Origin of the sequence: Klebsiella aerogenes (assembly GCA_029027985.1) — a bacterium.
GTDB classification, from domain to species: Bacteria; Pseudomonadota; Gammaproteobacteria; order Enterobacterales; family Enterobacteriaceae; genus Klebsiella; species Klebsiella aerogenes_A.
This window is the reverse complement of sequence record CP119076.1, coordinates 4,092,683-4,107,572: the sequence shown is the minus strand read 5'-3', so window position 1 is coordinate 4,107,572 and position 14,890 is coordinate 4,092,683. Positions and strand designations below refer to the sequence as shown.

10 protein-coding genes are annotated in these 14,890 nt (G+C 57.9%); 3 read left to right on the top strand and 7 right to left on the bottom strand.

Going from position 1 to position 14,890, the window contains the following annotated elements; translation table 11 throughout:
- Window positions 1–225: 225 nt before the first annotated feature.
- Window positions 226–1,053, top strand: a complete 828-nt coding sequence (djlA, locus tag PYR66_19445) for a co-chaperone DjlA (protein ID WEF27432.1) — start codon at window positions 226–228, stop codon at window positions 1,051–1,053.
- A 36-nt stretch (window positions 1,054–1,089) separates the two neighbouring features.
- On the opposite strand, the gene PYR66_19440 is transcribed toward djlA, so the two are convergent.
- Both PYR66_19440 and PYR66_19435 read right to left on the bottom strand, forming a co-directional pair.
- Window positions 1,090–1,788 (bottom strand): response regulator, encoded by a 699-nt coding sequence (locus PYR66_19440; GenBank protein ID WEF27431.1) that lies wholly within the window; start codon window positions 1,786–1,788, stop codon window positions 1,090–1,092.
- Window positions 1,778–3,403: a sensor histidine kinase gene (locus tag PYR66_19435; protein ID WEF27430.1), complete on the bottom strand. Its 1,626-nt coding sequence runs from the start codon at window positions 3,401–3,403 to the stop codon at window positions 1,778–1,780. The genes PYR66_19440 and PYR66_19435 overlap by 11 nt, the downstream gene beginning before the upstream one ends.
- 289 nt (window positions 3,404–3,692) lie before the next feature.
- Here PYR66_19435 and PYR66_19430 point away from each other — a divergent pair, with 289 nt between their 5' ends.
- Together PYR66_19430 and citX are read left to right on the top strand one after the other, a co-directional pair.
- The gene (locus tag PYR66_19430) at window positions 3,693–5,057 is read left to right on the top strand and encodes a 2-hydroxycarboxylate transporter family protein (GenBank protein ID WEF27429.1); all 1,365 of its coding nucleotides are present in this window, start codon (window positions 3,693–3,695) and stop codon (window positions 5,055–5,057) included.
- 169 nt (window positions 5,058–5,226) lie between these two features.
- Complete coding sequence (gene citX, locus PYR66_19425) at window positions 5,227–5,766, top strand: citrate lyase holo-[acyl-carrier protein] synthase (protein ID WEF27428.1); 540 nt, start codon at window positions 5,227–5,229, stop codon at window positions 5,764–5,766.
- A gap of 57 nt (window positions 5,767–5,823) precedes the next feature.
- Here citX and rluA read toward each other — a convergent pair whose 3' ends face one another.
- The 5 genes from rluA to araA all read right to left on the bottom strand — a co-directional run bounded on the left by rluA (window position 5,824) and on the right by araA (window position 14,886).
- The gene (gene rluA, locus PYR66_19420; GenBank protein WEF27427.1) at window positions 5,824–6,483 is read right to left on the bottom strand and encodes a bifunctional tRNA pseudouridine(32) synthase/23S rRNA pseudouridine(746) synthase RluA; all 660 of its coding nucleotides are present in this window, start codon (window positions 6,481–6,483) and stop codon (window positions 5,824–5,826) included.
- Between the two features lie 12 nt (window positions 6,484–6,495).
- Window positions 6,496–9,402, bottom strand: coding sequence for an RNA polymerase-associated protein RapA (gene rapA / locus PYR66_19415; GenBank protein ID WEF27426.1), 2,907 nt, complete (start codon window positions 9,400–9,402; stop codon window positions 6,496–6,498).
- A 134-nt stretch (window positions 9,403–9,536) separates the two neighbouring features.
- Entirely contained in the window at window positions 9,537–11,894 is a 2,358-nt protein-coding gene (polB, locus tag PYR66_19410; GenBank protein ID WEF27425.1) for a DNA polymerase II, read from the bottom strand.
- A 740-nt stretch (window positions 11,895–12,634) separates the two neighbouring features.
- Window positions 12,635–13,330: an L-ribulose-5-phosphate 4-epimerase gene (araD, locus tag PYR66_19405; GenBank protein WEF27424.1), complete on the bottom strand. Its 696-nt coding sequence runs from the start codon at window positions 13,328–13,330 to the stop codon at window positions 12,635–12,637.
- A gap of 53 nt (window positions 13,331–13,383) precedes the next feature.
- A complete protein-coding gene (araA, locus tag PYR66_19400; protein ID WEF27423.1) occupies window positions 13,384–14,886 on the bottom strand; it encodes an L-arabinose isomerase in 1,503 nt (500 codons plus the stop codon).
- Window positions 14,887–14,890: the final 4 nt, after the last annotated feature.

Below are 14,890 nucleotides of genomic sequence, written 5' to 3'. Positions count from 1 at the left end.
TCCGTCATCTTGTGGCAGCGGCTTGCAAACGGTCAGAGCCTAACGTACTCATCTTAATCGCGCTAGTCTTAATCCACTCGTTTCGTTTCTGAGCGTTAGGCACCGTGTAGAATGGCGAGTATGATAAAGCAAATTATAGGCGATGTCCCACATGACCGTGGCGTCAGCGCTTGGTAACGTGCGGTCAGATATAGCTTAACTGGTAGCGGAAAGATTGGGGAGTCTATGCAGTATTTGGGTAAAGTGATTGGGGTTGCGGTCGCATTATTGATGGGCGGCGGCTTTTGGGGCGTGGTGCTGGGCTTACTGGTGGGGCATATGTTTGACCGCGCCCGTAGCCGTCGACTGAATTTATTTGCCAACCAGCAGGAACGGCAGTCGCTGTTCTTTTCCACCACTTTTGAAGTGATGGGGCATCTGACCAAATCCAAAGGGCGCGTGACGGAAGCCGATATTCACGTGGCTAACGTGCTGATGGACCGTATGAACCTGCACGGCGAGTCGCGCACCGCGGCGCAGCAGGCTTTTCGCGCCGGTAAGGCCGATAATTATCCGCTGCGCGAGAAAATGCGTCAGCTGCGTAGCGCATGTTTCGGTCGTTTCGATTTAATTAGGATGTTTCTGGAAATTCAGCTCCAGGCGGCTTTCGCTGACGGCGAATTACATCCTAATGAACGTGAAGTGCTGTTTGTTATTGCCGACGAGCTCGGCATCTCCCGCGCCCAGTTTGATCAGTTCCTGCGCATGATGCAGGGCGGCGCGCAGTTCGGCGGCGGCTCGCAGCAACAATCTTATGGCCAGCGCGGCGGTCATGCCGGATGGCAGCAGGCGCAACGTGGGCCGACGCTTGAGGATGCCTGCAACGTGCTCGGCGTGAAGCCGACCGATGATGCGACAACCGTAAAACGCGCTTACCGCAAGTTAATGAGCGAGCATCACCCGGATAAACTGGTCGCGAAAGGGCTGCCGCCGGAGATGATGGAAATGGCGAAACAGAAAGCGCAGGAAATCCAGAAGGCCTGGGAACTTATCAAAGAGCAGCGCGGCTTCTAAACGCCGTCGCGGGCTTCTCCCCGCTGGGGAGAAGCTTCAGCTCGCGCCGCTTGCCCGGCGATACATTCGCCGCGGATGGCCAATCTTGCCGTACAGCATTTCCACCTCCAGAAAACTCACTTCTACGCAGTGCTCCAGATAACGGCGGGCGGTCGTTTTGCTGAGCCCCGTTTCGCTCACCACTTCGTCAACCGAAAAACAATGCGCTTCGCGGCCGTGAAACAGATTTTGCACCAGCGCCAGCGTCTTTTCTTCGATGCCTTTACTGCCGGTATCGGCACGGAAATTTTTCGCCTGCAGTTGATACAGGGAATCAACGTTTTGCTGGTCGACGATTTTCCATTCGCGCTGCTGGTCGTAAAACTGAATAAAACGTTCCAGCGACTGGCTCAGACGCTTCCAGGAGACCGGCTTAAGGATATAGTCGAAAGCGCCATTGCGGATCGCCAGGCTGCAGGTTTCCATATCGCTGGCGGCGGTGATGAAAATCACCGAGCAGTTGGCATTGGCCAGAACCGGGTCGGTCATCAGCGTGACCCCTTTGCCATCCGGCAAATAGTTATCCAGCAGGACCAATTGCGGCGGTTTGGCGTTGAGCATCTGCCGCGCCTGGGACAGCGACGCGGCCATGCCTGCCAGCCGCATGCGCGGGTGTTTCTGAATGAGCTCGGCGTGCAGGCGGGCCAGCTCGTTTTCATCTTCGATGATCAGAACATCGACCAGGTCATGATGCATCGTTGGCCTCCAGTGGCGGATGGGCTGGCGTATCGGCGGGAATAAACAGAGTGAATATCGTTCCGCGCGGCGCGTTATCGGCGACTTCAATCGTGCCGCCAGCCTGAGTGACATAATGTTCAATAAGATACAGCCCAATGCCGTGATCGCCACGCGTTTTAGTGGTCATCCCACGTTCAAAGATGCGTTCGCGGATATCCGGGCGGATGCCGACGCCGCGGTCGGCAACCTCAATCATCAGCTCGCGAGCGTTGAGCTGAATCAGCACTTCGACCGGCTCGTGCGGCAGCTCGGCGCGTTGGGTGGCTTCGATGGCGTTATCCAGTAGGTTGCCGATGATGGAGATAAGTTCGGACTCCATTAGCGACGGCAGCGGGCGGTCAAAGCAGCAGGCCGGGTCAAAGCTGAGTTCGACGCCTTTTTCGTAGGCGCGGGTGGCTTTGCCGAGCAGCAGGCCGCACAGCGTTGGCGAGCGGAAGCGTGAAGAGATGAAATCCAGTAGTTCCTGGGCATGTTCCGACTGTGCCTGAATATAGCGAATGGCGTCGTCGTAGTGACCCATATGCAGCAGGCCGGAGAGGGTCGTCATGCGGTTGAGCTGCTCGTGGCGCATAATGCGCAGGTTATCGACGTAGCGCTTCACCTGGCTGAGTTGAGCGGTGAGGGCGTTGATTTCATCGCGGTCGCGGAAGGTGATCACCCAGCCCTGTAGTGAATTTTCCAGCATGATGCGCACCCGGCTGGCGAGCACCGTCAACTGGTTGAAACGGCAGAGTTCGTCATGGGTATCGTTCTCCAGCATCGCGCCGCTGGCGAAGAACGGCTGCGGTGCGATCACGCTATCAATCGATTTGCCGCGCAGCATATGGGCGGGTTGTTTAAGCCCCAGCAGGCTACGGGCGGCGTGGTTGATGACTTCAATCCGCCGCTGGCTGTCGATAACGATAACCCCCTCGAAAATAGATTCCATCATCGCTTTTTGCTGGCGGACCAGCAGGCCTATCTCTCGTGGTTCCAGCGAAAATATCTGCTTTTTGATACTGCGGGTAAAGTACCAGGAGAAGATAAACAGGGCGATTAGCAGCAGGATGGCGGCAACAAAAATATTCACCACCTTTTGCACGGTGATGCTGTCGAGATAGCTGGTCAGGTAGCCGACGGAGACGATGCCGATCACCCGTCCTTGGCCGTCGATAATCGGTGTTTTACTGCGTAGCGAGACGCCCAGGCCGCCTTTGCGGATAGTGGTGATGGTCTTACCTTCCAGCACCGCCTGGTTATCGCCGCCAACCAGTCGCGTACCAACCCATTCAGGGTGCACGGAATGAAACAGGTGGATACCTTTATCATTGCCGATAACGATGAAACTGGCGTCGCTATGGGCGGCGATTTGTTTCATGAAAGCGCCGATCGCCTGTGGGTCATGCTGGCTCACCTGCTGGCGCAAATCGGGCATCAGCGCGATCTCTTCGGCCTGAATTCTCGCTCGGGCGCTCATTTCCTGATAGAGCTGGCGGCTGGCGTCGAGATAATAATAGACGCCCAGCAGGGCAAATAAGATGGAGAAAAACGCCACCAGTGAGACAAACAGCTTAAATTGAAATGAAACTTTCATATATTTTGTGCACAGTATCTGAGATGCGGTACGGTATCGCGTTCACAATACCGGCATCGGCCCGAAGGAAAATGTATCTGCTGGCGCATATTTATAAAGGGCAATTATCCGGTTATGAAAAAAACCATAAAAACCACGTTAAAAAATCAGATATGTATCACGAGGGCCAATAGAAACCATAAAAACCATAATGACCATTAAAACTTCTTTTTTAATCTGCCTCCTCTCACATTAACGTCTCGCCCGGCCCTCTACCCTGAAAATGAATAATAACTACAGGGCTGAATTTATGAGCACCACAGACAACGCATTCTCTGCAACCCTCGAACCCATCAACAAACCGAAAGCCTCGCTGAAGCAGCGCTGGTGGCACGTCATGGATAGCTGGAAAGTCGGAATTATTCCGCTGCCGCTATTTTTGCTGGCCGGCGGCTTAATTGCGCTGGATTGCCTGGGCGGCAAGCTGCCGAGCGATATCGTGGTGATGGTCGCGACGCTGGCCTTTTTCGGTTTTGCCTGCGGCGAATTCGGCAAGCGCCTGCCGGTGCTGGGCAAGCTCGGCGCGGCGGCGATTTGCGCCACCTTTATCCCTTCCGCGCTGGTCCATTACGGCCTGCTGCCGGATGTGGTGGTTGAATCCACCACGAAATTCTATAAATCGACCAACATTCTCTATCTCTACATCTGCTGCATTATTGTCGGCAGTATCATGAGCATGAACCGCACCACGCTGATTGAAGGCTTCCTGAAGATTTTCTTCCCGATGCTGTGCGGCGAAGTCGTCGGTATGCTGGTAGGCGTGGGTGTTGGTAGCCTGCTAGGGATGGATCCGTTCCAGGTCTTCTTCTTCATCGTGCTGCCGATTATGGCTGGCGGCGTGGGCGAAGGGGCAATCCCGCTGTCGATTGGCTATGCCGCGCTGATGCACATGGATCAGGGCGTTGCGCTGGGGCGCGTGCTGCCGATGGTGATGCTGGGCAGCCTGACGGCGATTGTGATCGCCGGCTGCCTGAACCAGTTGGGCAAACGCTTCCCGCATCTGACCGGCGAAGGCCAACTGATGCCGAATCGCAGCAACGAAACCCGCGTTGAGAGCGAGAGCGAAGGATTTGGCGGTAAAGCCGATGTCGCGACGCTGGCCTCCGGCGCGCTGTTGGCGGTGCTGTTATATATGATGGGGATGCTGGGGCAAAAGATGATCGGCCTGCCGGCGCCGGTTGGGATGCTGTTCCTCGCGGTACTGCTGAAACTGGCGAACGTGGTCTCGCCGCGTCTGCAGGAAGGTTCGCAGGTGGTCTATAAATTCTTCCGTACGGCAGTGACTTACCCGATTCTGTTCGCTGTCGGCGTGGCGATTACGCCGTGGCAGGAACTGGTGAACGCCTTCACCCTGACGAACCTGGTGGTGATTATCTGTACCGTCTCAGCGTTAGTCGCCACCGGATTCTTTGTGGGTAAAAAGATTGGCATGCACCCGGTCGACGTGGCGATTGTCTCCTGCTGCCAGAGCGGGCAGGGCGGCACCGGCGACGTCGCCATCCTGACTTCCGGCAACCGTATGAACCTGATGCCGTTCGCCCAGATTGCGACTCGCATCGGCGGCGCGATTAATGTGTCGTTAGGCCTGCTGTTCCTGAGTCATTTCCTGTCGTAATTTAGCGTCACGCTAGCCGTAACATCCGCCATTTCCCTCCACAGGACGAAGAAAATTTCTTTGTCCTGTGTCCTGAATGTTGTGCAATTAGCGATACAATAGACGGCGTTATCAGCGATAGCGACGGCAGCTCCGTGCTGTCTTTTTCATCATTAAAGGAGAGGTAAGAATGTCAGTGCATACTCCCGCCCGGGCGGGCGTCAGCATGGAAAATCTGCTGGCGGCGAAAGAGCAGCGCGCAGCCCGTCAACAAGACTGGCTCAACCATTATCAGCAACCGATTATTTCCCTCACCCTGGTGACGCCAGGCGCGATAAAAGACAGTATCCGCTATCGCAATATGATGGGCGTCGCGCTTCAGGTGTGCGACCAGCTTCTGTGGCAGCAGCGCTGGAAAGCGTTGGACCGTCAGGTGCTGTGGTTGCCGACCGGGCCGGAAGCGATGTGGTGCGTTGAGCACTCTGCGGAAGAAATTAAAGCGCTATGCACCGAACTGGAACAGCACCATGCGCTGGGTCGTCTGTGGGATATTGACGTGATTTGCCCGCAGGCAGGACTGATTGGCCGTCAGGCGCAGGGCGAAGCGATGCGCCGCTGCCTGTTGTGTGATGAACCGGCGCATGCCTGCGCGCGCAGCCGTCGTCATGATACCGAGCAGGTGGTCGCTCGCGTTGAGCAGATGATTGATGCGTGGTTTGCCCGCGATTAACTAACGGTACCGTGAGGATGTCCCCGGCGGCATAACGCTACCGGGGCTGCGGTTGGCTTAAAAATCGACCGGCGCGCGGAACGTCATCGCGTTACCGTAAGCGGGGTGGGTGATGGTGAGCATCTCGGCGTGCAGCAGCAGCCGCGGCGCCATAGCCAACGCTTCCGGCGTGGCGTAAAAGCGGTCGCCGAGGATCGGATGCCCCAGTGCCAGCATGTGTACGCGCAGCTGGTGCGAACGCCCGGTAATCGGCTTCAGGCGCACGCGGGCGGTGTTATCGTCCGCATACTCCAGCACTTCATACTCGGTTTGCGCCGCTTTACCGGTTTCATAACACACTTTCTGCTTCGGCCGGTTCGGCCAGTCGCATATCAGCGGTAAATCCACCAGACCCTCCGCGGGATGCGGATGGCCCCAGACACGGGCGACATACTGTTTTTTCGGCTCGCGTTCGCGGAATTGACGCTTTAGCTCGCGCTCGGCCGCTTTGGTCAGGGCTACCACAATCACGCCGCTGGTTGCCATATCCAGCCGGTGTACCGACTCCGCCTGCGGGAAATCGCGCTGAATGCGCGTCATCACGCTGTCTTTGTGCTCTTCCAGCCTTCCTGGTACAGACAACAAGCCGCTGGGCTTGTTGACGACCATAATGTGTTCATCCTGATACAGGATAACCAGCCAGGGATCCTGCGGCGGATTGTAGTTTTCCATCGCCATATTTGCGTTCCGTTACTGGTGGGTGACGACGATCAGACGCAGCGCGTCCAGGCGCCACCCGGCCTGCGCCAGCGCATCCATTACCTGCTGGCGATTGCTTTCGATCGCCGCCAGTTCGTCGTCACGGATGTTCGGGTTCACCGCCTTCAGCGCTTCCAGACGCGACAGTTCCGCCGTCAGCTTATCGTCGGCTTCGCTGCGTGCCGCGTCGATCAGTGTCTGCGCTGCTTTGGCGATCTGCGCTTCACCCTGCTGCAGAATCGCGTGAACGTCCTGCTGCACGGCGTTGACCAGTTTGCTGCCGGTGTGGCGATTGACCGCGCTCAACTGACGGTTGAAGCTTTCGAACTCTACCTGAGCGGCCAGGTTGTTGCCGTTTTTATCCAGCAGCATGCGCACCGGGGTCGCTGGCAGGAAGCGGTTGAGCTGTAGCTGTTTCGGCGCCTGCGCTTCGACCACGTAGATCAGCTCCAGTAGCAGGGTGCCGACCGGCAGCGCCTTGTTCTTCAGCAGCGAAATGGTGCTGCTGCCGGTATCGCCGGAGAGGATCAGATCCAGGCCATTGCAAATCAGCGGGTGTTCCCAGGTGATGAACTGCGCGTCTTCGCGAGACAGCGCTACGTCACGCTCGAAGGTGATGGTGCAGCCGTCTTCCGGCAGGCCCGGGAAATCCGGCACCAGCATATGGTCCGACGGCGTCAGGACGATCAGGTTTTCGCCGCGGTCGTCCTGGTTGATACCGACGATATCGAACAGGTTCATCGAGAAAGCGATCAGACTGGTATCGTCGTCCTGCTCTTCGATGCTTTCCGCAAGCGCCTGCGCTTTCTCGCCGCCGTTAGAGTGGATTTCCAGCAGACGGTCGCGGCCCTGCTCCAGCTGCGCTTTCAGCGCTTCATGTTGCTGGCGGCAGGATTTGATCAGATCGTCGAAGCCGTCGGTAGATTCCGGCGCGGCCAGATAGGTGATCAGTTCGTTATGCACGCTGTCGTAGACGGTACGGCCGGTCGGGCAGGTATGTTCGAAAGCGTCGAGGCCTTCGTGATACCAGCGCACCAGCACCGATTGCGCGGTTTTCTCAAGGTACGGTACGTGGATTTGGATGTCGTGCGCCTGGCCGATACGGTCGAGACGGCCAATACGCTGCTCCAGCAGATCCGGGTTAAACGGCAGATCGAACATCACCAGGTTGCTGGCGAACTGGAAGTTACGTCCTTCAGAGCCGATTTCAGAACACAGCAGCACCTGCGCGCCAGTGTCTTCTTCGGCGAACCACGCCGCGGCGCGGTCGCGTTCGATAATCGACATTCCTTCGTGGAATACGGCGGCGCGGATGCCTTCACGCTCGCGCAGGACCTGCTCAAGCTGCAGCGCGGTGGCCGCCTTAGCGCAAATGACCAGCACCTTCTGTGAGCGGTGGCTGGTCAGGTAGCCCATCAGCCATTCGACGCGCGGGTCGAAGTTCCACCAGGTACCGGTATCGCCTTCAAATTCCTGATAAATCTGCTCCGGGTAGAGCATGTCGCGTGCGCGCTCTTCTGCGGTTTTACGCGCGCCCATAATGCCGGAGACCTTGATGGCCGTTTGGTACTGGGTCGGCAGCGGCAGGCGAATCGTGTGCAGTTCGCGTTTTGGGAAGCCTTTCACGCCGTTGCGGGTGTTACGGAACAGCACGCGGCTGGTGCCGTGGCGGTCCATCAACATGGCGACCAGCTCCTGACGCGCGGCCTGTGCGTCTTCGCTGTCGCTGTTCGCGGCCTGTAACAGCGGCTCAATGTCCTGCTCGCCGATCAGATCGCCCAGCGTATTGAGCTCGCTATCGTTCAGCTTATTGCCCGCCAGCAGCAGGGCGACGGCGTCGGCGACCGGGCGGTAGTTTTGTTGTTCTTCAACAAACTGCTCGAAATCGTGGAAGCGGTTCGGATCCAACAGGCGCAGACGCGCAAAGTGGCTCTCCATGCCCAGCTGCTCCGGCGTCGCGGTCAGCAGCAGGATGCCCGGCACGCGTTCGGCCAGCTGTTCGATAGCCTGATATTCGCGGCTTGGCGCGTCTTCGCTCCACACCAGGTGGTGCGCTTCGTCGACGACCATCAAATCCCACTCGGCGTCGCACAGGTGCTCCAGACGCTGCTTGCTGCGGCGCACGAAGTCTAAAGAGCAGATAACCAGCTGCTCGGTTTCAAACGGGTTTAAGGCATCGTGCTGCGCTTCGGCATAGCGTTCGTCGTCAAACAGCGAGAAGCGTAGGTTGAAGCGGCGCAGCATTTCCACCAGCCACTGGTGCTGGAGGGTTTCCGGCACCACGATCAACACGCGTTCGGCGGCGCCGGAGAGCAGTTGCTGATGCAGGATCATCCCGGCTTCGATGGTTTTACCGAGGCCGACTTCATCCGCCAGTAAAACGCGCGGCGCATGGCGACGGCCGACATCGTGAGCGATGTTCAACTGATGCGGGATCAGGCTGGTGCGCTGGCCGCGCAGGCCGCTCCACGGCATGCGGTATTGTTCGCTCTGGAACTTACGCGCGCGGTAGCGCAAGGCAAAGCGATCCATACGGTCGATTTGGCCGGCGAACAGGCGGTCCTGCGGCTTGCTGAACGCCAGCTTACTGTCGAGCAGCACTTCACGCACGGTCACGTTTTCTTCTTGTGTATCCAGGCGGGTGCCGGTGTAGGACAGCAGTCCGTTTGCTTCATTCACTTCGTCAACGTGGAGCTGCCAGCCTTCGTGGCTGGTGATGGTATCGCCCGGATTAAACATCACGCGGGTAATCGGGGAGTCGTTGCGAGAGTACAGACGGTTTTCACCGATGGCGGGGAAAAGGAGAGTGACCATGCGCGCATCCAGCGCTACCACCGTCCCTAGTCCTAGTTCGCTCTCTGTGTCGCTGATCCAGCGTTGACCAAGTGTAAAAGGCATATATGTTCGGCTCTTTGTTCTTTAATTAGCAGGCAATAGTTGAACATCTCCATGAATAATCGGAGATGGGTCAAAATTGGGTCCAGGAATGGAAAGGGCGCTATGGTACTGGATGCCGCGGTGTTAGTCACCTGTCAAAATAGCCCCAGTTGCCCTGTCACTATTGTAGCAAAATCGTCGTTGACGAAGGGAAGTATTCCTTCCGCAACGGGTTCCAACTGCTTTGATAAATAGTGATCGTAATCGAGCGGTGATTGTTGGTAATCCACCGGTTCCGGGCCGCTGGTGGTCCAGACGTATTTAATGGCGCCGCGCTGCTGATACTGCTGCGCCCGGCCAAGTTTCAGATTTTGTTCATCGGCAAGCCTCGCGGCGCGGACGTGCGGCGGTACGTTGCGCTGATATTCCGCTAGCGGGCGGCGCAGGCGTTTGCGATAAATCAACTGGTCGTCAAGTTCGCCGTTCATCAGCCTGGCGATAGTCTCACGTACGTAATCCTGATATGGCTGATTGCGGAAAATGCGCAGGTACAGTTCCTGTTGGAACTGCTGGGCCAGCGGCGTCCAGTCGGTGCGTACGGTTTCCAACCCCTTAAACACCATGCGCTGGGCGTCTCCTTCCTGAATCATCCCGGCGTAGCGCTTTTTGCTGCCGGTGTCGGCGCCGCGGATAGTCGGCATCAAAAAGCGGCAGAAGTGCGTTTCAAATTCCAGCTCCAGCGCGCTGGTCAACTGGCTTTTCCCCAGCTCCTGCGCCCACCAGCCGTTGACGTAGTCCACCAGTTCGCGGCCGATTTCCGCCGCCTGCGCTTCGCTATGCGGGCGCTTCAGCCAGACGAAAGTGGAGTCGGTATCGCCGTAGATGACATCATAACCTTTGGCTTCGATCAGCGCTTTCGTCTGGCGCATAATCGCGTGGCCGCGCATGGTGATCGACGAGGCCAGTCTGGGATCGAAGAAGCGGCAAGCGCTGGTGCCCAACACGCCGTAAAAGGCGTTCATGATGATCTTCAGCGCCTGCGACAGCGGCTTATTTTTATGGCGCTTGGCTTCGTCACGCCCGTGCCAGATCTGCCCGACGATGCCGGGCAGGCAGTGTTTATCGCGCGAGAAACGGGCGCCGAGAAAGCCTTCGGTGCTGTGCTGCTCATCGGGTTGCGCCAGCCCTTCGATAAGACCAACCGGATCGATTAAAAAGGTACGGATGATCGACGGATACAAGCTTTTGTAGTCCAGTACCAGCACCGAATCATACAGGCCGGGGCGGGAGTCCATCACGTAACCGCCAGGGCTGGCCTGCGGCGGCACTTCGCCGAGATTAGGCGCCACGTAGCCTAACCGGTGCATACGTGGAAAATAGAGATGGCTGAAGGCGGCTACCGAGCCGCCGTGGCGGTCGACGGGCAGGCCGTTAACCGTCGAGCGTTCGAGCAAAAACGGCATGATTTCCGTGTTGTGGAATATTCTTGTCACCAGCTCGCAATCCTGCAGGTTATAGGTCGCTAATGCCGGTTTATCTTGATTGAAGCGGCGATCGATTTCATCCATGCGATCCCACGGGTTGTCGATAGATTTACCTTCGCCCAGCAGTTCGCGGGCTACCGCTTCCAGCGAGAAGGAGGAGAAGTTCCAGAACGCGGATTTCAGCGCCTCGATACCGTCGATGATCAGTCTTCCATTGGCCTGAGCAAAGAAGACGCCGTTCTTGAACCCATGCTCGCGCCACTCCAGTTCGCTATTGCCGCGGCCGAGCAGCAACGGGATGCGGTAGCGCTCGGCGTGATTTTGCAGGACGCGAAGATCGAACTGCACCACGTTCCAGCCAATCAGAACGTCGGGGTCGTATTCGGCAAACCAGGCGTTAAGTTTTTCCAGCAACAGCGGGCGGCTGGCGACATAGACCAGCTCGAAATCGACGGCCGGGGGCGCTTCTGGTTCAGGGCCGAGCATGTAGACCACCCGCTGGCCGCAGCCTTCGAGACCGATACAGTAGAGCTCGCCATGGCGACTGGTTTCGATATCCAGCGATACCCATTTCAGCGGCGGGCGATAGTCAGGGTTGGGTTTCATGCGGGCGTTGACCAGCTGCGATCCGCGTGTGTCGCCTTCGACCCAGACCGGGGCGGTGATAAAGCGCTCCATGAGATAGCGTTCCGGCGGACGGATATCGCCTTCGTAGACGGTCACGCCATTTTCACGTAGCTTTTTTTCCAGCCGCATCAGCTGGCGATGGGCGCGGCAATAGAGGCCGAAAACCGGTTGGCGGTGGAAATCTTTGAGAGAAAGCCCGGCGAGGCGATAGCCGTTCTCGCCTTGCAACAGGCGTTCCGCCTGCGCTCGTTGTGCCTCAGGGATGAAAGCGACGGATTCCTGCGGCGGCAGCGTGACCTGCAGCGGGCCGTTATCGGTCGCCAGCCAGAAGGCCAGTTCTGTCCCTTGCGGAGTATCCCGCCAGTGACGAGTTAGTAAAAAACCTGCTTGCGGCTGCGTCACGCGTGCCCTCACCCATACAAAACCAGGCCTGATTATAGCCTGGTTTTACGATGAGTGCTGGGGTTTTATACAGTTATTCAGGCCGAAATTGCCCCGGATTTCGGCACGGCCTCATCCGGGCTACTCGTCCCGTAGCCCTGCTAAGCGTAGCATGAGCAGGGAAACTCCCGGATTTCGGCACGGCCTCATCCGGGCTACTCGTCCCGTAGCCCTGCTAAGCGCAGCGTGAGCAGGGAAACTCCCGGATTTCGGCACGGCCTCATCCGGGCTACTTGTCCCGTAGCCCTGCTAAGCGTAGCGTGAGCAGGGAAACTCCCGGATTTCGGCACGGCCTCATCCGGGCTACTTGTCCTGTAGCCCTGCTAAGCGTAGCGCGAGCAGGGAAACTCCCGGATTTCGGCTTGCGCCTTATCCGGGCTACTTGTCCTGTAGCCCTGCTAAGCGCAGCGTGAGCAGGGAAACTCCCGGATTTCGGCACGGCCTCATCCGGGCTACTTGTCCTGTAGCCCTGCTAAGCGCAGCGTGAGCAGGGAAACTCCCGGATTTCGGCACGGCCTCATCCGGGCTACTCGTCCTGTAGCCCTGCTATGCGCAGCGTGAGCAGGGAAACTCCCGGATTTCGGCACGGCCTTATCCGGGCTACCTGTCCTGTAGCCCTGCTAAACGCAGCGCGAGCAGGGAAACTCCCGGATTTCGGCTTACGCCTCATCCGGGCTACAAAATGGCCCAACCAGCGGCCGTTATTGACCGTAGTAGGCTTTGGCTCCGTGCTTGCGCAGATAGTGTTTATCCAACAGCGTTTGCTGCATATCCGGCAACTGCGGCGCCAGTTGGCGGCAGAAGATCCCCATATAGGCGATCTCTTCCAGCACGATGGCGTTATGCACCGCGTCTTCGGCGTTTTTTCCCCACGCGAACGGCCCATGAGAATGCACCAGTACGCCGGGCATCTGCGCTGGATCTATCGCCTGCTGACGGAAGGTTTCGACAATCACATTGCCGGTTTCCCACTCATATTCGCCATTGATCTCCGCGTCGGTCATCAGTCGGGTGCAGGGAACCGGGCCATAAAAATAGTCGGCGTGGGTGGTACCGGTCGCTGGAATCGGTTGCCCGGCCTGCGCCCAGATGGTGGCGTGGCGCGAGTGTGTATGCACAATACCGCCCAGCGTTGGGAAGGCCTGGTACAGCAGGCGATGCGTCGGGGTGTCGGACGAGGGTTTCTTATTACCTTCGACCACGTCGCCGGTTTCCAGGCTGACCACCACCATGTCGTCGGCGGTCATCACGCTATAATCCACGCCGGAGGGCTTGATAACCAAAACGCCTTTATCGCGATCGACAGCGCTAACGTTGCCCCAGGTTAAGGTCACCAGATGATGCTGCGGCAGCGCTAAGTTGGCTTCCAGCACCTGACGTTTCAGATCTTCTAACATCTTGCTCTCCCTGCCCGATGAGCGGATCGCCATCGGGCATGCTGCTTATGCGCTTAGCGTTTGCTGCCGTAATAGACTTCATTCCAGCGCAGCGCGTCTTTGAACGATGGCAGGCGGGTGTCGTTATCGATAACCGTCAGCTCGATATCCTGCAGTTCGGCAAACTGGCGCATATCGTCAAGCGTCAACGCATGGCTGAAGACGGTATGATGCGCGCCACCCGCGATGATCCAGGCTTCCGAGGCGGTGCGTAGATCCGGCTGGGCTTGCCACAGGGCGTTAGCCACCGGCAGCTTCGGCAGATCGTGCGGCGTCGGCACGGTTTCGATGGTGTTGACCAGCAGGCGATAGCGATCGCCCAGGTCGATCAGGCTGGCGACGATCGCCGGACCGGTTTGGGTGTTGAAGATCAGGCGTGCCGGATCGGCTTTGCCGCCGATCCCCAGCGGTTGGACGTCGAGGATCGGTTTCTCGGCGGTGGCGATCGTTGGGCACACTTCCAACATATGCGAGCCCAGCACCAGATCGTTGCCGTTCTCGAAGTGGTAGGTGTAATCCTCCATAAATGAGGTGCCGCCCTGCAGACCGGTCGACATCACTTTCATGATGCGTAGCAGAGCGGCGGTTTTCCAGTCGCCTTCGCCAGCAAAGCCGTAGCCCTGCTGCATCAGGCGCTGCACGGCGAGACCCGGTAGCTGTTTCAGGCCGTGTAGATCTTCGAAGGTGGTGGTGAAGGCGTGGAAGCCGCCCTGTTCAAGGAAGCGTTTCATCCCCAGTTCGATGCGCGCGGCATCGAGAACGTTCTGGCGCTTATCGCCGTGAACCTGTGCCGCTGGGGTCAGGCGGTAGCTGCTTTCGTACTCATCGACCAGTGCGTTGATATCGCCGTCGCTGATACTGTTGACCACCTGTACCAGATCGCCGACTGCCCAGGTGTTAACCGAGAAGCCGAATTTAATCTGCGCCGCGACTTTATCGCCATCAGTCACCGCGACTTCGCGCATGTTATCGCCGAAGCGGCACACTTTCAGATGGCGGGTATCTTGCTTAGAGACCGCCTGTCGCATCCACGCGCCAATACGCTGGTGCGCCTCTGTATCCTGCCAGTGGCCAGTTACGACGCTGTGTTGCTGACGCATCCGCGCGCCGATAAAGCCGAACTCGCGGCCGCCGTGTGCGGTCTGGTTGAGATTCATAAAGTCCATATCGATGCTGTCCCACGGCAGGGAGGCGTTGAACTGAGTATGGAATTGCAACAGCGGCTTGTTGAGGATCGTCAGGCCGTTGATCCACATCTTGGCTGGCGAGAAGGTATGCAGCCAGACCACTAGCCCGGCGCACTTATCATCGTAGTTGGCATCGCGGCAGATATGGGTGATTTCATCCGGCGTGGTGCCAAGCGGTTTCAGCACCAGCTTGCACGGCAGTTTCGCTTCCGCATTCAGGCTATTCACCACATGTTCGGCGTGTTTCGTCACCTGGCGCAGGGTTTCCTGGCCATACAGGTGCTGGCTGCCAATTACGAACCACACTTCGTAGTTATCAAAAATCGTCATTTTC

Coding starts and splice junctions, on each gene's coding strand:
- araD (WEF27424.1), bottom strand. CDS start 13,330: ATGTTAGAAGATCTGAAACGTCAGGTGCTGGAAGCCAACTTAGCGCTG.
- PYR66_19435 (WEF27430.1), bottom strand. CDS start 3,403: ATGAAAGTTTCATTTCAATTTAAGCTGTTTGTCTCACTGGTGGCGTTT.
- rapA (WEF27426.1), bottom strand. CDS start 9,402: ATGCCTTTTACACTTGGTCAACGCTGGATCAGCGACACAGAGAGCGAA.
- araA (WEF27423.1), bottom strand. CDS start 14,886: ATGACGATTTTTGATAACTACGAAGTGTGGTTCGTAATTGGCAGCCAG.
- PYR66_19440 (WEF27431.1), bottom strand. CDS start 1,788: ATGCATCATGACCTGGTCGATGTTCTGATCATCGAAGATGAAAACGAG.
- djlA (WEF27432.1), top strand. CDS start 226: ATGCAGTATTTGGGTAAAGTGATTGGGGTTGCGGTCGCATTATTGATG.
- PYR66_19430 (WEF27429.1), top strand. CDS start 3,693: ATGAGCACCACAGACAACGCATTCTCTGCAACCCTCGAACCCATCAAC.
- citX (WEF27428.1), top strand. CDS start 5,227: ATGTCAGTGCATACTCCCGCCCGGGCGGGCGTCAGCATGGAAAATCTG.
- rluA (WEF27427.1), bottom strand. CDS start 6,483: ATGGCGATGGAAAACTACAATCCGCCGCAGGATCCCTGGCTGGTTATC.